The sequence below is a fragment of the Parcubacteria group bacterium genome (genome assembly GCA_041657845.1).
In the GTDB taxonomy this organism is placed as follows: Bacteria; Patescibacteriota; Minisyncoccia; order Moranbacterales; family JAKLHP01; genus JAKLHP01.
Map to the genome: position 1 here is coordinate 23308 of JBBABD010000008.1, position 17417 is coordinate 40724.

Here is a 17417-nt window from a genome sequence, read left to right on the forward strand (position 1 = left end):
AAACACCTCCTTTTATTCGTTATCTGATTTAGCTTTTTCTTTTTGTCTTTCTTTAATCAAGACAGCTATCCCGCAAAATTTCTCATCGCTTTTAAAACAAGTCCAATCGGAATGCGAAGGCACCAGACATCCATCTTTTTTAAAGGAGCAGAATTCTTCGTTATCCATGTCCTCACCTCTTTTTAATTCTTTTGTTGTCAAAGAGCCAAAAAAAATCGCCCCATTGGGACGACTATTACTTCGCTTTATTAAAAATTTCCAACTTTTTGATATGATTATTTCTGTTCATTTGATTTCAGGCATTTTTTCTATCTTACTCTTCCTAATAAATCGTGTCAATAGCACTTCGTCTGTCCGTTTTTGTCCATAAACAAAGCTGTTTCTTGAAATTCAAGATTCTTATTATCAGGATTTATTTTTACTCTAACCGCCAATCCTTTTTGCGTTTCGGTACTGAAATATTGGTCAAAAATAAAATTTCCCAAAGAATAATAAATTTTCTTTCCTTTATAATCTTCTGCGCTTTGAATAACATGCGGATGGGATCCGATAATTAAATCCGCTCCGGCATCAATAAAGCTATGCGCTAAATTTTTAATGTTGTCGCTGGGATTTTTTTCATACTCCTTCCCCCAATGCCCATAAATCGCAATAATATCAACTTTGCCGCGTATATTTTTTATATCATCAACCGTTCCTTCTGCGCTTTTGCCAAATTGATTGTAGCTGACAAATCCGATTTTTATTCCATTAATTTCTTTGATGATATAATTTTTTTCATTATTTTCCGGATCGCCAAAATAATCAATATTGCTTTCTTTTAAATAATTTTCTGTTTGCAAAAGCCCGCTGTTTCCAAAATTTAGAATATGATTATTGCCGAGATTCACCAGCTTAATGTTTTGCTTGTACAAGGTTTCCGCTAAACTTTTGTCAAAAGTAAAAGAAAGATGTCCTTTTTCTCCGGGAATTGTTCCAACGCTTACTGATTTATTATCAGTTATCGGACCTTCAAGATTTGCCACGATGAAATCACTTTCTTTTAGAAAACTGCTTATTTTCTCAAAAATAAAGTCGCTTCCTCTTTTTACTGCAATTTCTCTGATATATCTGTCAAACATTAAATCTCCGACAAATAGTACGGAAACTTCTTTTGTTACAATTTCTTGCGTTTTATTTAAAGCTTTTTCTCGTACTTTGCTAGCGCTATTATTTAAGCTAACACCAGAAAATGAGCAACCGGACAAAAATAAAGCCCCTGTTAACAAAACTGCTGTTTTTACTTTAAAATAAGTCATTCTTTTGGTTTAATTTTAGTAACATAATTATAGCAGATTATCAAAAAATGTCCTCGACAAGAGGTTTTTTCTATGATAAACTTGATTAGTAAATTAAGCTTATATCAATTATGAATATCCAATATTACGGCCATTCTTGCTTTAAAATAACCACCAAGCCGGCTGGAAGGGCCACGGAGGACATTGCTATTTTTTTCGATCCTTTTGACAAATCGGTTGGTTTTCGTCCTCCTCAAGGACAAGCTGATATTGTATTCGTTTCTCACCAGCACCATGATCACAATAATATTGAAGCCCTAAAAGGAAATCCGATTATTATTGACACTCCGGGAGAATATGCCATAAAAGGAATAAACGCTGTCGGAATTGACACTTTTCATGACGCCAAAGAAGGAGCCGAAAGCGGAAAAAATACCGTTTTTACAATAGACTCCGAAGACATTAAAGTTTGCCACTTGGGAGATTTGGGAACAGAACTGACTTCAAATCAAATGGAAGAAATGGCTGTTGATATTCTTTTTATTCCAATTGGAGGAAAATATACTTTGGACGGAGAAAAAGCTGCAGAGCTAGTTAGAAAAATAGAACCAAAAATTGTAGTTCCTATGCATTATAAAATGAACGGATCGACAATCGATATTGATACTGAAAAAAAGTTTTGCGATGAAATGGGAAATTGCCCAAAAGAAAAATCTTCTAAAATAAATATAAAAAAGAAGGATTTAGAAGATAAGAATATGGAAGTGATTATTATGAGCGTTGAATGAAGCTTATGGATATAAACAAAAAAATTGAAGAAATACGCCAAAAGCCGGAACGCATTCGACTTCAATATGTTTGGAGCCTTGTTTCAATTTCAATGTTTTTTATTATAATAATTTGGATTTTTTCACTGGGAGAATCAATAAAAAAAATTCCAACGACAGACACCAGCGCTTTGCCTGACATCAAGCAAAATTTGGATGAAATGCAATCGCTTAAAGACACCGCTCCTTCAATCGATGAAATGGCCGGAGATGCACAGCCAAGCGAACTGCAAAATTCAACAAGCGGACAAAATCTAACAAATGAAGTGATCCAGCCAACTCAAAATATTCCCGTTCCGCCAAACGAAAAATCAAACAAAACATTGCCCCCAAAACAATAAAAAGATAATTAACAATCATTATGAAAGAAGAGATAAGGGAGAAAAAACCGGAAAATATCCAACCTCGCCAAATAGTCGAAGAAGTTCAGCAGTCATATCTGGATTATGCAATGAGCGTCATCGTTGCTCGCGCCCTTCCAGACGTCAGAGATGGCCTGAAACCAGTCCACCGAAGAATTCTCTATTCAATGTGGAGTACTGGACTTCGCGCCAGCGCCAAATTTAGAAAATCCGCTACCGTCGTTGGAGAAGTGCTGGGAAAATATCATCCGCACGGAGACAGCGCGGTCTATGAATCAATGGTTCGCTTGGCCCAAGATTTTTCAATGCGATATCCATTGGTTTGGGGACAAGGAAATTTTGGATCAATGGATGGAGATAGTCCTGCTGCCTACCGTTATACCGAAGCGAAGCTCCGACCCATCGCGGAAGAAATGCTTTTTGATATTGAAAAAGAAACAGTTGATTTCATCCCTACTTTTGACGGAACTCACCAAGAGCCGGTCGTTCTTCCCGCTAAACTTCCCCAACTTCTTCTTAATGGAACGATGGGAATTGCCGTCGGAATGGCCACCAATATTCCTCCCCACAATCTCAATGAACTGGCTGATGCTATCACCCTTCTTATTGATAACCCAGAAGCCACTATTGATGATTTGATGAACTTTGTGAAAGGTCCGGATTTTCCAACTGGAGGAATAATTTATAACGCCCGAGAAATCAAAGAAGCTTACTCGATGGGAAAAGGAAAAATTGTTACTCGAGGAAAAGCCGATATTGTTGAAACCAAAAGCGGAAGTTTCCAAATTATCATTTCGGAGATAACTTATGCTACCAACAAAGCAACGATGATCACTAAGATTGCCGATTTAGTTAAGGAAGGAAAACTTCAAGGGATTAAAGATCTTCGCGATGAATCCGATAAAGACGGAGTGAGAATTGTAATTGAGCTAAAAAAAGACGCTTACCCGCAAAAAATTCTCAATAGTTTGTATTCTAATACCGATCTTCAGAAAAATTTTAATCTTAATATGCTAGCCTTAGTTAATGGCATTGAGCCACAAATTCTCAACTTAAAAGCAATTCTAGAACATTTTATCAAACACCGACAAATTGTCATTACCCGAAGAACGAAGTTTGATCTTCAAAAAGCCAAAGATCGAGCTCATATTCTTGAAGGACTCAAAAAAGCGCTGGATCATATTGACGCCATAATTGAAACTATCAAAAAATCCGCCACCAAGGAAATTGCTCACGATAATTTGATGAAAAAATTCAAGCTTTCCGACAAGCAATCAACGGCTATTTTGGAAATGAAGCTCCAAACCTTGGCGGGATTGGAAAGAAAGAAAATCGAAGATGAACTTAAGGAAAAGAAAAATATTATTGCTGATCTCGAAGACCTTCTGAAAAGCACCAAAAAAATATTAGGAATAGTGAAAAAAGAAGTTATTGAAATCAGAGAAAAATATGGGGACGAAAGAAAAACTAGAGTAATCAAAGGCGGGATTGGAGAATTCAAGCAGGAGGATCTGATTCCAAATGAAGAAGCTATTATTACTATGACTCAAGACGGATATATCAAAAGAATGGATCCGAATACTTATAAAGTTCAAAAGAGAGGCGGAAAAGGAGTAATTGGCGCTACTACCAAAGAAGGCGATTTGATTGAACAAGTTACCAGCGTGATGACTCATGACAACTTGATGTTCTTCACTAATACTGGAAAAGTTTTTCAGACTAAAGCTTATGAAATTCCATTTTCCCAAAGAACCGCTAAAGGACAAGTTATCGTCAACTTTCTCCAGCTTTCCCAAGAGGAAAAAATAACCGAAATGATCGCTTTCAATAAGGAAGATGGCTATAAATTTTTCTTTATGACTACTGAGAATGGAACAGTTAAGAAGGTTAAAATTGAAGATTTTGAGAATGTACGGCGTTCCGGACTTATTGCCATAAAACTAGACGAGGGAGATACGCTTAATTGGGTGAAACCCACTACCGGAACTGACGAAATTATCGTAACCACCGCTCAAGGCCAAGCTATTCATTTTAAGGAATCAGACGTTCGCGCCATGGGAAGAAATGCAGCTGGAGTTAGAGGCATCAAGCTCAAGAAAGACGACAAGGTCGTTGGGATGGATTCAGTTTTCAAAAATCAAAAAGGAAACCAGATTCTCATCATTTCTGAAAATGGTTTTGGCAAGAGAACTGATCTTAAGTTTTACAAAATTCAAAAACGCGGAGGAAGCGGGATAAAGACTTCCAGTGTTACATCTAAAACCGGAAAATTAGTCGCTGCTAAAATGGTTAATGTTGATGATATTGAGGTTGATATGCTCATTACTTCCGCTCAGGGACAGATTATTAGAATTCCTCTCAAGAGCGTTTCAGTTCTAGGTCGCGCTACGCAAGGAGTCCGCATTATGAAGCCAAGCTCCGGCGACAAAGTTTCCGCTATGGCAGTGCTCTAGACAAAAATTCAATAATAGATTAGAATATAAATTCAATAATTTAATTTAATAGCAAACATTGGTTGAGGTGTATTCCCAACGAATGTTTCGCCCAAACGCTATGGCTCTAAACCACAAGCAAAAAGACAAAGCGACTAAAGAGGTAAAAAGACACGAAAAAGATACCGGTTCTCCGGAATATCAAATGGCTCTTTTCACCGAAAGAATCAAAAAACTAACCAGCCACCTTAAGAAAAACGCCAAAGATTTTCATTCCAGGCGCGGACTTCTCAAGATGGTTTCCAAAAGAAGAAAGCTGATGGAATACCTCAAAAAGACCAACGAAAAGATGTATAAAGCCACTATTAAAAAACTAGGGCTTAAAGGATAAATCAAATTTCAATACTATGATATAATAAAGACAGGCTTATTCCTGTCTTTATTTTTATTAAATAATTAAAGTCACAAATCTCTTGCAAATTTGTATATTTGTACTTGATTTGTAAGTTTGTAGTTATGGCGAAATTTTTAGAACAGCGGGTTGGCGTTTTGGTAGACATTCAAAATCTGTATTACAGCGCCAAAGTGCTTTATGGGAAAAAAGTTAATTTTAAAAAAGTTCTAGAAGAAGCAACATCGGGAAGAAAAATGATTCGCGCTATTGCCTATGGAATCAAGACTATGGAAGGACAAGAGGAAAAATTTTTCGATGCGTTAAACAAACAAGGATTCGAGGTAAAAACTAAGGATCTTCAAATTTTTCCCGGAGGACAAAAAAAGGGAGATTGGGACGTGGGAATTGCAGTTGACGCCATTAAGATGTCCAAGACTTTGGATGCAGTAGTTTTAATTTCCGGCGATGGAGACTACATTCCAGTCGTGAAATATATCCAAAACACCACTGGCTGCCGAGTGGAGGGAATGGCCTTTCTCGAATCCACTAGTAACAAATTGGTTGAAGAACTTGATGACTTTACTAATCTTTCTGAAAACAAAAAGAAGTTTTTAATATAATCTTCATCGGGATATAGAAAACAGCAATCGATTGATTGCTGTTTTTGTATTCAAGAAGATATGCTTCTTATTCAAGTTTGCTTTTAAGCAAATCAGCGGCAGTTTTTGGATTTGCTTTCCCTTTCGTTTCCTTCATCACTTGTCCAATAAGAAATTGGAACGCATTTTTTTTCCCGCTTTTATAATCCTCAACAGATTTTTCATTATCCTTCAAAACTTTTTCTATTATTTTTTCGAGTTCGCCGTCGTCTTCCATCTGCATTAAATTTTTCTCTTCAATCACTTGCGACGGATCACTGCCATTTCGATACATCTCATTGAGCACTATTTGAGCTGCTGAAGAATTAATTTTCCCCGAAGCGATAAAACCAATAAATTCAGCATAATTTTCCGGAGTGATTTCAATATCCCAAATGCTTTCGTTATGTTCAACCAGATGTTTGCGAAGCTCGGTAATAATATAATTGGCTGATAATTTTACTGCTTTATCTTTAGAAATTTCAAATTCTTGCGAATCTATTTTTTCTTGAAGTTCGCAAACGACTTTTTCGAAATAATCCGCCAGATCTTTTTCGGTCGTCAAAATTTCAATATCCTTTTTCGGAAGACTAAATTCCCCTTCAAATCTCCTGGCTTTGGCTTCGGGAAGTTCCGGAAGTTTTCTTCTGATTTCTTCGATATATTTTTCAGTAAATTCAAAAGGAGGGATATCCGGCTCCGGAAAATAGCGGTAATCATGCGCCGATTCTTTTTTTCTTTGAGAAACAGTGGCACTGCGATTGCTGTCCCAACCTCGCGTTTCCTGAATTACTTTTTCTCCTTTTTCCAAGATTTCAGTCTGTCTTTTTATCTCATAATCGATCGCTTTTTCCACAAACTTGAAAGAATTGATATTTTTTACTTCCACCTTTGTCCCGCTCAGTTTTTCTTCTCCTTTTTTGTAAAGCGAAATATTAACTTCACAGCGCATATTCCCTTTCTCCATATCGGCATCGGAAATTTCAAGGTAACGGAAAATCTGGCGCAGCTTCTGGCAAAAAATCCTGGCTTCTTCGCCCGTTTCAATATCCGGCTCAGTCACTAGCTCCATGAGAGGCACGCCAGCCCGGTTAAAATCAACTAGGGTATAATCGGTTCCGCTTGGATGAATCAATTTTCCCGTATCTTCCTCCAAATGAATCCTGGTAATTCCTACCTTTTTTTCATTAACCTCCAAATATCCTTTTCCGCAAAAAGGTTGATCGTATTGAGAAATTTGGTATCCCTTTGGAAGATCGGGATAAAAATAATTCTTTCGGTCAAATTTGCTCTTGAGATTCAATTTACAATTAAGCGCCAGTCCGGCCAGTTGGACAAACTCTATCGCTTGTTTGTTGGGATACGGCAGCGTTCCCGGCTGAGCAGTGCAAACCGGACAAATGTGCAGATTCGGCTCTTTCTCTTCACCTAATCCATTCTTGCAACTGCAAAACATCTTGGAAGCAGTCTTTAGTTCCGCGTGAACCTCCATTCCAATCACTGGTATGTATTTTGCCATAAATTTTAATATTATCTATTATCTCCGCTTCCTTGCAATACTCCTCTTTCCATCCGGCTTAGCAATTTTTCAATATTCTTTTGGGCAATTTCATCCATCGATAATCCAAGTTCTGTTGCTAATTGCGCAACATACCAAAGCACATCGCCCAGTTCTTTTTTTATTTCTTCCCTGGTTACATCGTCAATAATTCCGTCCTTATCCCGAATCACTTTTTTTATTTTTTCCGCCACTTCCCCTGCTTCTCCGGAAAGCCCCAAGGTCGGATACACAAAATTATTGTCCTTGTCAGGATACAAAGCTGTTTTTCTTGATTTTTCCTGATATTCTTTAAAATCCATTTTATCTTTTGTCATTCCGGACTTGATCCGGAATCTAGAAAATTTACTCACTGGATTCCCGCTTTCGCGGGAATGACATAATAAATAGTTACAACAAATTTTTCACAATTTTTCTAAGATCCCTTTGCACTTTATCAACTTTTTGATTGGCATTTATGACTTTCCAGCTATGAAGCCTCGAAAGCAAAAAATGAAAATTTTTGCAAATCTGAATTCTGTCCGCATCCATTTCGTTTCGATGATCTTTTTCAATGGCCGTATTAAATCTTTCGCCATGCATTAAAATTGATAAATCGGACTTAAATAATTTTTCATTTATTTTTTCCAGATATTCCAAATCTCCTCCCCAAGTCAATCCCCAGGCAATTCCGGTTCCCAGATAATCTTCCGCCACAATCCATTCTCCGTTATTCAATCTTCTTTTTAATTCTTTTTCGTAGCGTTTGCGATTATCGGCATATTTTTTCTGAAGTTCGTGAGTAGAAAGCTCATTTTTGGCGCGGAATTTCGGATCGCGTAGGTATTTATAGATAAAAGACCCCTCCGGTTCCAGATCATAAATCGGATATTTCAATCTTGACGCGTTTTTCCCCTGCGCCTGCAAAAAAGCCACCAATCTTTCGGTTTGAGTTGTTTTGCCAATGCCGTTAGTACCGTAAATGGCAATAAATTTACCTCGTTTCATAAGCTGATTTTAGCATAGCCAAAGCAAAAATAAAAGAGCTGGCTATCTTTTGGAATTACCAGCCCTTTGTTATATTAGGACTTGCGCATTTAGCTATAACAAGTCGCTTCTCGGAGGTGCGATTCTAAATTTGTCCGTTATCGCACCGCGACAAGCGGTCTTGGCAGAGGTAAATGCGCAAGTCAATTCTTAAATTTATTTTTTCTCGGTAATATCTTGAAGTCCTCTTCTTGCATCCCAGTCATCCTGATCCAAGTCAGAATGGAGCGTTATACCTGGAAACATTTCCAGTAGCGACTGATTCATTTGATGGGCGATTCTGCGAAGCGTTGGATGAACCGCTTTTCCGCTTCGCAGTTCTACCACATAAACCGCCGCCGGAAGCCCATAAGAAACTTTGCAGGGAACATTAAATCCTAAAGCAATGTAATATTGCAAATATTTCGGTTCCAAATCCATCTTGTTTATCCTTTCCGCTTGTCTCTCTATTAGTTCTTCTGCTTTGGCTCGTAAAGAATCAGGAAGCTGCTTCAGATACCAGGAATTAAATCCGAATTTGGTGGTGAGAAGCGGCATCCGACAAACTCCGTTTCGATGGCGCTGGATATCGCGAAATGATCCGAAGTCCATCAAAAATTCAAAAGTAACATTGCCCAGTTCGGAAAGAAAAGTAGGAAGATTAGTCTTGACCGGACGCCAGAAAATAATATCTTTGTACTTTTGCAGTTCTCTGTTTTCGATGTTGGTGTAAGCTCTGAAAGCCGGATGATTTTCTGGATCAAAATAGTTATAGCTCTGCATCGAATATTTCCGATATTTTTCCTGATCTGGATATAACTCATGGCTGAAACTATGGGCATATTTTCCTTTAAGCTTAAGGAGTATTTCTTCCGCCAACGTGGAAACTTCTTCCACCGGATGATGGCGAAGAAGCGACAGCTTGTCCCAAGCCTGGCGAAGATTAGTATGCCAACTAAGCTGAGTCGTGATTCCGGCCGGTAAAAATCCTCGTAAAATGTCAAAAGTTCTAGCCTTAATCGCTTTTTCATACATCCCTTCCTCTTCTTCCTCGCGTTTCGGATATTTTTCCTTAAGATGATTTTGAACTGCTTCTTGGCTGCTAATATAAAAATCCATCCAAGCATCTAAAATCTCCCTGGAATCTTCTGTCATCAGCGGATCAACAATCGGTTGTTTGGACATATCAATATACCTTGTGCTGGTTTCTTGCCCGGAATACAACTGCCAATCCTGGATGGCTTTGTCCGCTAAAATACTGATTCCTTCAATGAAAAGTGTTGTGCTTCCGCAATCGGCAATACTAGAATGGCCGTATCCCACATAAAAACGCTCCATAAACTTTCCTGAACCGGTTTCTTTCACCTTGTTCACATGCTCCTCCACGCTGGAAGCACTTCGAGAATAAAGCGCCTGGAGCATCGCTGTGTCCTGCGGACTAAATTCATCGTAGACAAATATCTTTGACATAAATTTAAGCAATCACCCTCCTTTAAGATTTTTAAAAAGTACTTAATTTTTGCAACTTTCGATTATTTTGTCAACTTGTTCATGAAGATGGTTAAAATCTGCATCATTATCAATCACGAAGTCAGCATAGTTTTTAAGATCCTTAATCTGGAGTTCCGTTTCTAGATTATGTTCTTCCATAAATTTTTCAAAAGTCTTATTGTTGTCGTCTGTATTCTCTCCTCTCTTGATAATGCGATCATAACAATTGTGTATATCCGCTTCAATATAGACAAACTTAAATTCCGGAATTTTTTTGAGATATTCAATGTCCGCCAGCCTCCTGATTCCATCAATCACAATCACTTTATTCTCATCCTTTTTGACATCCTCCGCCATTACTTTGGCAAAAAGATCCTCGCCGAAATTTTGGCGAAGTATCGTAGACAATGTTGCAACATTTTCTCTGGTCTGCTCTACGTATAATCTATTGGCGACATCCCTTAGCATCGTTGAAAAACGATAGGAGCTAGCCTGATATTTCTCTTTGATGTGTTTTGCCGCTGTTCCTTTTCCGCAGGCCATCTCCCCGGCCAGACCGATAATGATTTTAGACATTTTTTATTTTTTCTTAAAAATTAAATCATACTTAGGTTCGTATTTTCTATATTTTATTCCGGCCATATTGAGCATCCTCCTGGAAACTTTCCACTCGTCTCTATCATGATATTTGTCATCTTCATAGATTATTTCTTTTATTCCTCTTTGAATTATTACTTTTGCGCACTCATTGCAAGGGAATAAGCCACAGTATAATCTTGTTCCTTCGGTTGGAGCGTTAGCATTAAGAATCGCGTTTGCTTCCGCATGGACAATGTAGGGATATTTTATGTCATAAAAATTTTTCGAATTTTTAGACCAAGGCAATTTATCATCCGAACACCCTCTAGGAAAACCATTGTATCCCATTCCTACAATAATATTTTTGTCATTCACGATACAGGCACCTGTTTGAGTAACAGGATCTTTGGATCGTTGAGCGATTATACGACATAATTGTATAAATGTTTCGTCCCAAGAAAAATATTTTTTTCTTTTATCTTTTTTCATATTATTTAATTTTAGAGCTAACAACTTTCAATATATTATTTTCATCAACAATATACTAGCCCTTTTTAATTGCAATTTCTTTCATTTGTTCCTCAAAAGGCTTGTAAACAAATGAGATGTCCATATTTGAAAGCATATTAACATCTCCTGTAGAATCCCCGAATCTAATCTTATCACAATTTTCCATATCCTCCACCAGACTTCGAATCAATTTTTCCTTCTCGTCAAAGTGCAAAAATTTGTTCACCTTTCCAGTATACACTTCATTTTTAATTTCAAGTTCAGATGAGTACGAATGCTTGATGCCTAGATAATCTGCTATTAATTTAACAGAAGAGTTTATCGATCCAGTAATCAGATAAATTTCATATTTTCTTCCTTTTAATAATTTCAATAAATTGTTAACCCATGAAAAAAACTTTCCGTTTTCTTCCAAAAATAATCTATTCCACTCACTTACTGTCTCGCGATCTTTTCCTTTTAAAGCTTCAGCGGATAAAACTATTGCTCTTTCACATAATTCTTTGTAATCAACTTTTTTAGAATCAAATAATTTTAGTATTTCATCATGTTTTTCAATTATCGATTTATATGTAAATCCCTTTTCTGCCAAAAAAAGATAAAAAGAAGAAGTTGTGTATCCATCGTAAAGCGTACCATCTAAATCAAAGAATGCGTATTTTTTCATAGCAACCATCGGCTTGTTACTTTTTATCATTTAAGATTTTTATACAAAGGAAATTTTTTGCAAAGTTTGATAACTTCTGTGTGAAGTTTTTTCAAATATTTTTCGTCTTGATGGTTTTCAATTGCGTCGTTTATCCATTTGGAAATTATTCGCACTTCCTTTTCTTTCATTCCTCGGGTGGTGATAGCCGGCACTCCGATGCGGACACCGCTCGGATCAAATGGACTTCTTGGATCATCCGGAATCATATTTTTGTTAAGCGTAATTCCAATCTTATCCAGCGCCATTTCCGCTTCTTTTCCAGAAACGCCCTTTGAACCAAAAACATCTACCAGGACCATATGATTATCCGTTCCGCCAAACATTAATTTGAATCCATATTTCTTAAGTTCCTGCTCCAAAACTTTGGCATTTTTGAGAATCTGTCTGGCATAAATTTTAAAGGATGGCTTCAACGCTTCACCGAAGGCTACGACTTTAGCTGCAATATTATTCATATGCGGTCCGCCCTGAAATCCGGGAAAAGTCGCTTTATCGATTGCTTTGGCGTATTTTTCTTTGCAAAGTATCATTCCTCCTCGCGGTCCGCGAAGAGTCTTGTGGGTAGTAGTTGTTACAATGTCAAAATAGGGAACCGGATTAGGAATGGCTTTTCCGGCAATGAGTCCCGCGATGTGAGCAATGTCAATCATAGTGATCGCTCCCACCTTCTGAGCGATTTCCTGGAATTTCCGGTAATTTAGTTGCCTTGTATAAGCCGAAAAACCGGCTAAAATCAGTTTTGGTTTCTCTTTGATGGCCATTTTTTCCAGTTCCACATAATCAATTTTCCCCGATTTGTCCGTCTTATATCCGATAAAATTATATATTTGCGCTGAAAGTGTTACTGGATGTCCATGAGTCAGATGTCCTCCATGCGAAAGGTCCATGCCTAATATTTTGTCTCCTGGCTTCAAAACTGCGCTATAGGCAATCATATTAGCCGGAGCGCCCGATAGTGGCTGAACATTTACATGCTCGGCCCCGAAAAGCTTTTTAGCTCTTTCGATCGCCAACTTTTCCACCACATCGGTATACATCTGCCCCCCATAATAGCGGCGTCCCGGATAGCCTTCGGAATACTTATTGGTAAAAACTGTCCCCAAAGTTTCCAGAACCGCCTCGGAAACATAGTTTTCGGATGCAATAAGTTCCATCCCTTCCTGCTGGCGCTTTATTTCTCCTAAAATAGCTTTATATACCTGAGGATCTTGTTTTTTTATGTGTTTCATATTCAAAGTTAAAAAATAAGTGCTTTTCTATTTTATTATTTTTTACTTTTAAAGTCAAAAAAAACGCCCCCAAGGGGCGTTTTCGAAATTTATCCAATGATGATTTTCACTCCCGGACCCATAGTTGAACAGATAGATATTCCGATAATATATTTTCCTTTCAATGTTTGAGGCTTGGCTTTTTGAAGAGCTTCTAAAAAGACTGTAATATTTTCCTTAAGTTTATTTTCATCAAAAGAAATCTTTCCGATCACTTGATGAATATTTGATCCGTCGTCATTTTTGAAACTCACTTTTCCTTTTTTCAGCATTTCTACAGTTTCTTTAATCTTGTCCGTCACTGTTTCAGTTTTCGGACTTGGCATGAGTCCCCTTGGCCCAAGGATTTTGGCTACTTGAGCGAGTTTGGGCATCATTTCCGGAGTAGCGACCAAAATATCAAAATTACCAAATTTATTATTTTTAATTTTTTCGATTATTTCTTCTCCCGCAACCACGTCTGCTCCGGCATCTTTAGCTTCCTTGGCTTTGGTTGAAGTGATAACTGCCACTTTTTTGGTTTTTCCGGTTCCGTGCGGAAGCACTACCGCGCCTCGAACTTGCTGTTCGCCTTTTTTCGGATCAATCGCCATTTTTACATGAATTTCTACCGATTCATCAAATTTGGCAATCTTGTTTTCTTTGATAATTTTTACCGCCTCTTCGATTGTATACTTTTTATCTTTTTCTACTTTCTCGAAAGCCTGTTTGTACTTTTTTCCTCTAAACATAAGATTTTTTGTGGTACAAATGAACTACATAATTAAATGCATAATTCTCCCACTTAAGTTAGTTAATTTATTAATCTAAAATTCGTATATTCGTAAAAGATTCGTAATTCGTGGGAATCATTCCACTTTAATTCCCATGCTTCTAGCTGTTCCCTCAACAATTTTCATAGCCTGTTCAATATCGTTGGCATTTAAATCTTCCATTTTGGTTTCCGCAATTTCTTTCACTTGCTCCTTGGTAATTTTTCCTACTTTATTTTTCAGTGGATTGCCTGAACCTTTTTCCACTTTGGCTGCTTTTTTGATAAGCTCGGCGGCCGGTGCTGTTTTCATAATAAAATCGAAAGTCCGATCCTCGAAAACAGTAATTTCAACCGGAACAATATCGCCATTCTTACTTTGAGTAGCTGCGTTAAAGCGAGTACAAAAATCTTGAATATTTAACCCGTGCTGTCCTAAGGCTGGTCCAACTGGAGGAGCCGGATTCGCCCGTCCGCCAGGGATTTGAAGTTTGATGATTGTTTTAATTTTCTTTGCCATAATTTATTGATTGATTCCGAGAAGCAATTGTTTGTAAACAATATCAGAATCAGCTATATAACAATTTATAAAATAAAATTTGTATATTCGTACTAGATTCGTAATTCGTGGGATTAAATTTTGTGAATCTGCAGAAAGTCAATTTCTACCGGCGTTTCTCTTCCAAAAACAGAAATTAGCACCTTCACCTTTCCTTTTTCTTCGTTTATTTCTTGAACTTTTCCGTCAAAATCTTTAAATGGTCCGTCAACTAGTTTCACTGCATCGCCTTCTTGAACATCAATCTTATATTTCGGCTCATCAACTCCCATTCTCTTCTTGAGTGCCTCGATTTCCCTCGGATCAACCGGAGTAGGAGTGGTTCCGAGTCCAATAAACCCGGTAACATTAGGGGTGTTTCGAACCACATACCAAGAAGCGTCGGTTACAATCATTTCTACCAATACATATCCCGGATAAACTCTTTCTTCTACCACTATTCTTTTTCCGGCTTTAATCTTTATTTTCTTTTCTTTGGGAACCATTACATCGAAAATTGAATCCTGCATATCCATCGATTCAATTCTTTGTTTCAAGTTTCGAGCCACATTGTCTTCATAACCCGAATAGGTGTGAAGAACATACCAAGCCCGTCCATGATGTTGTGTTTGCTTTGCCATTTTTGTCCGCGAGCGAAGCGAGTGGCTACAAAAATGAGCATCCCGCATCAATTCGCTATATTACTATATTTTAATTTTAAATTAAGCCGTAGGCGTTTCCGCACATCAAACCCTTAAATTACATCGAACTACATCGGAATTGATGCTGGGACGCCCTCCTTATTTAATAAATCCTTTTAATATCTGTCCAAAAAGATAATCCAAGCTTCCCAAAAATGCCGCTACGGATAGGCTTAAACCAACTACAATTAGAGTATAGTTGATAGTCTGTTTCTTGGTAGGCCAATTAACTTTGGTCATCTCAATCTTCGCTTCTTTAAAAAATGTGATAATTTTATTCATAGATTTGAGCTTTTTTAAAAAGCCTTTGCGGGCTTTTCTTATGGATTAATATTACTCTTAAATGATTTTTTTGTCAACTATTCTACTTTCTTTGTCAAAGTTTTTTTAAAATGTCATAGCGCTGCGTTTTTTTAAAATGTCATACTTGCGGAACTTTAGAAATTATGGCGCAGCGAATATCGGCTCTAATCCTACTTCTCCACGGATGATTAACCGGAGGTTTCCAATCGGATTTGACTGGAGTAATGGCCACCAATTTTGTTTTCATCTTTTCCGGTCTTTGGGGTAATTTTTTAAAATTCAAATACTTGTCTTTTTTGCTTAAACAAACTGAACCATCCAATCTTTCTTCAATTAAGATTTCATCTTTTCGATAAACGGTAGTCGGCTGGATTTCATCCAATTGATACCAATCGTTTTTAAACTGGACGGTGAAGTCGTTTCTAACTTGTCTTCGGGATTGGATGGAAAATATCCTGTCCAAACTCTTTTTATCGTTTTCCGTTAAAAGTTTGTGCAAATTCGTATCTTTGGCGGGAACTACGGAGAATCGATTATTGAAATCTTGAATATATTCTTTTTCTAAAAATTCATTAGCGGTTTCCATGTCGCTGATGTTTCGAATTCGCAGTTCTTTGACCAGTCTGTCTTGAAGCGTTTCAAACAATCTTTCTATCCTTCCCTTGGCTTCGGGACTGTGAGCGGTAATGAGGTTGATATCGAGATCCAAACAGGCTCTTTGAAACTGAGTCAGCAGTTCTTGATTGTCTTTGGCATTCTTGTGATTTATCTTGTAAGTGCTGAATTTATCGAGATAAACGGCTATCGGCTTGCCATTGGTTTCTATGTATCCTTTCCAGAAATGAAAGACTTCTTTGATACTTTCGCTTTTACCTAATTTCAGTTTGGTGATTTTCCCTGTGGCATCGTCAATGGAAGCCAGAAGACAAAACTCCTCATTTCTGTCTTCAAACCATTTGTGATAGCTGCCGTCGAATTGTTGCATCTCTCCGTAGCATTCTTTTCTGGGTCTCCATGATCTGTGTTCTTTGTTTCGTTTTCTCTTTTTGGGTTTGAAAAGATCTTCTTTGATCATCAGTTTTCGAATGGTTGTTACTCCGATATCGATTTTATGGATTTCCAGAAGTTTTTCAGTGGCCAGCGTTGGTCCGAAATCGGGATATTTTTTCTCAATTATCTTTTTGGCTTTATTGATAATCTTTTCTTTGACTTTGTTGTTTCCTTTTTGTCCTCTTAGTTTGTGGATTATTCCCTTGGAACCTTCCCCGTCTACTCTGGCTTTTAATCTTTTGGTTTGCCTTATGGAGAGATTCAATTGCTTGGCGGCATCGGTTCCGTTGATCTTCTTGGCGATTAGATTGTTGATAATGGTGAGTCTCTCGGCTTCTTTGGCTGTCATAGTAATTATGTCTTGTTCCATGATATTGGGCTTAATGGTTAACCCAATATTCTAACAGGTATGACATTTCTACTTAACGCTACTATGACATTACTAAAAAATTATGACACTATTCTACTTTCTTTCGATAATACAGAAAACCCGCCAGGACAGATTTTCTGTTGGCAGGTTATCACCATTTAATTTTCACTTTTTCTGCGCCCAAATCATAAGCAATACGAGAAGCAACGAATGGACGAGCAATTTCATCGAATTCTTCTTCGCTTATCTGATTTCTGCCATTGCCAATTGCTTTAGCAATAATCCCAACTTCTCCCTCTCTTTCTTCGGCTCTTTTGAAACACTCCTCCCATGTTTTTTGACCCTCAAAAACAAGTACGATGTCGGAAGCCGAAATATACAAAAGAACTTCTCTCGCGATAATACTCAAAATTTCTTTCATGCGCTTTTTCCCGATTTTCATTTCGTCCTCCTTAAGTGCAATCATTTAATAGAAATTTAGCAACAAGAAAGCATGGCATAAAGTCATAAATAAGTCAAATCGCCGTCCCTACATTCTATCCACAAGTGCAACATAAGTTAAAAAAAGACATCTCGGTCTGTATAATGGAAAATACACAACTATTACCATTAAACGACAACGAGATGCCTTACAAACATATTAGCTCATCTAAT

21 protein-coding genes are annotated in these 17417 nt (G+C 37.5%); 5 read left to right on the top strand and 16 right to left on the bottom strand.

Going from position 1 to position 17417, the window contains the following annotated elements:
• Positions 1-12 precede the first annotated feature (12 nt).
• A complete protein-coding gene (locus tag WC906_02305) occupies positions 13-168 on the bottom strand; it encodes a hypothetical protein (GenBank protein MFA5777247.1) in 156 nt (51 codons plus the stop codon).
• Positions 169-335: 167 nt separating this feature from the next.
• Positions 336-1298, bottom strand: coding sequence for a CapA family protein (locus WC906_02310; GenBank protein MFA5777248.1), 963 nt, complete (start codon positions 1296-1298; stop codon positions 336-338).
• A 110-nt stretch (positions 1299-1408) separates the two neighbouring features.
• Here WC906_02310 and WC906_02315 point away from each other — a divergent pair, with 110 nt between their 5' ends.
• The 5 genes from WC906_02315 (at position 1409) to WC906_02335 (ending at position 5912) form a co-directional block, all read left to right on the top strand.
• Positions 1409-2065 carry an MBL fold metallo-hydrolase gene (locus WC906_02315; protein ID MFA5777249.1) on the top strand — a complete coding sequence of 219 codons (657 nt, stop codon included), beginning with the start codon at positions 1409-1411 and terminating at the stop codon, positions 2063-2065.
• Positions 2066-2070: 5 nt separating this feature from the next.
• Positions 2071-2445: a hypothetical protein gene (locus tag WC906_02320; protein MFA5777250.1), complete on the top strand. Its 375-nt coding sequence runs from the start codon at positions 2071-2073 to the stop codon at positions 2443-2445.
• Positions 2446-2465: 20 nt separating this feature from the next.
• Positions 2466-4919 (top strand): DNA gyrase subunit A, encoded by a 2454-nt coding sequence (gene gyrA, locus WC906_02325; protein ID MFA5777251.1) that lies wholly within the window; start codon positions 2466-2468, stop codon positions 4917-4919.
• 100 nt (positions 4920-5019) lie between these two features.
• Positions 5020-5289 (top strand): 30S ribosomal protein S15, encoded by a 270-nt coding sequence (rpsO, locus tag WC906_02330; protein ID MFA5777252.1) that lies wholly within the window; start codon positions 5020-5022, stop codon positions 5287-5289.
• A 125-nt stretch (positions 5290-5414) separates the two neighbouring features.
• On the top strand, positions 5415-5912 hold the full coding sequence (locus WC906_02335) for an NYN domain-containing protein (GenBank protein MFA5777253.1): 498 nt from the start codon (positions 5415-5417) through the stop codon (positions 5910-5912).
• Positions 5913-5979: 67 nt separating this feature from the next.
• On the opposite strand, the gene gatB is transcribed toward WC906_02335, so the two are convergent.
• The 14 genes from gatB to WC906_02405 form a co-directional block, all read right to left on the bottom strand.
• Entirely contained in the window at positions 5980-7449 is a 1470-nt protein-coding gene (gatB, locus tag WC906_02340; GenBank protein ID MFA5777254.1) for an Asp-tRNA(Asn)/Glu-tRNA(Gln) amidotransferase subunit GatB, read from the bottom strand.
• Between the two features lie 11 nt (positions 7450-7460).
• Positions 7461-7790 (bottom strand): nucleoside triphosphate pyrophosphohydrolase family protein, encoded by a 330-nt coding sequence (locus tag WC906_02345; GenBank protein MFA5777255.1) that lies wholly within the window; start codon positions 7788-7790, stop codon positions 7461-7463.
• A gap of 88 nt (positions 7791-7878) precedes the next feature.
• Complete coding sequence (locus tag WC906_02350; GenBank protein ID MFA5777256.1) at positions 7879-8475, bottom strand: hypothetical protein; 597 nt, start codon at positions 8473-8475, stop codon at positions 7879-7881.
• 195 nt (positions 8476-8670) lie between these two features.
• Positions 8671-9963 (bottom strand): FAD-dependent thymidylate synthase, encoded by a 1293-nt coding sequence (locus WC906_02355; GenBank protein ID MFA5777257.1) that lies wholly within the window; start codon positions 9961-9963, stop codon positions 8671-8673.
• Positions 9964-10005: 42 nt separating this feature from the next.
• A complete protein-coding gene (locus WC906_02360) occupies positions 10006-10560 on the bottom strand; it encodes an AAA family ATPase (GenBank protein ID MFA5777258.1) in 555 nt (184 codons plus the stop codon).
• 3 nt (positions 10561-10563) lie between these two features.
• Entirely contained in the window at positions 10564-11052 is a 489-nt protein-coding gene (locus WC906_02365; protein ID MFA5777259.1) for a dCMP deaminase family protein, read from the bottom strand.
• 55 nt (positions 11053-11107) lie between these two features.
• On the bottom strand, positions 11108-11770 hold the full coding sequence (locus tag WC906_02370) for an HAD-IB family phosphatase (GenBank protein ID MFA5777260.1): 663 nt from the start codon (positions 11768-11770) through the stop codon (positions 11108-11110).
• Positions 11767-13011 (bottom strand): serine hydroxymethyltransferase, encoded by a 1245-nt coding sequence (gene glyA, locus WC906_02375; protein ID MFA5777261.1) that lies wholly within the window; start codon positions 13009-13011, stop codon positions 11767-11769. The genes WC906_02370 and glyA overlap by 4 nt, the downstream gene beginning before the upstream one ends.
• Positions 13012-13100: 89 nt before the next feature.
• On the bottom strand, positions 13101-13781 hold the full coding sequence (gene rplA / locus WC906_02380; protein MFA5777262.1) for a 50S ribosomal protein L1: 681 nt from the start codon (positions 13779-13781) through the stop codon (positions 13101-13103).
• Positions 13782-13898: 117 nt separating this feature from the next.
• A complete protein-coding gene (gene rplK, locus WC906_02385; GenBank protein MFA5777263.1) occupies positions 13899-14321 on the bottom strand; it encodes a 50S ribosomal protein L11 in 423 nt (140 codons plus the stop codon).
• A gap of 113 nt (positions 14322-14434) precedes the next feature.
• Positions 14435-14980 carry a transcription termination/antitermination protein NusG gene (gene nusG / locus WC906_02390; GenBank protein ID MFA5777264.1) on the bottom strand — a complete coding sequence of 182 codons (546 nt, stop codon included), beginning with the start codon at positions 14978-14980 and terminating at the stop codon, positions 14435-14437.
• Positions 14981-15139: 159 nt separating this feature from the next.
• Positions 15140-15322 (bottom strand): preprotein translocase subunit SecE, encoded by a 183-nt coding sequence (gene secE / locus WC906_02395; protein ID MFA5777265.1) that lies wholly within the window; start codon positions 15320-15322, stop codon positions 15140-15142.
• Positions 15323-15461: 139 nt separating this feature from the next.
• Positions 15462-16763 (bottom strand): ISNCY family transposase, encoded by a 1302-nt coding sequence (locus WC906_02400; GenBank protein MFA5777266.1) that lies wholly within the window; start codon positions 16761-16763, stop codon positions 15462-15464.
• 151 nt (positions 16764-16914) lie between these two features.
• The gene (locus WC906_02405) at positions 16915-17229 is read right to left on the bottom strand and encodes a hypothetical protein (GenBank protein ID MFA5777267.1); all 315 of its coding nucleotides are present in this window, start codon (positions 17227-17229) and stop codon (positions 16915-16917) included.
• Between the last annotated feature and the right edge of the window lie 188 nt (positions 17230-17417).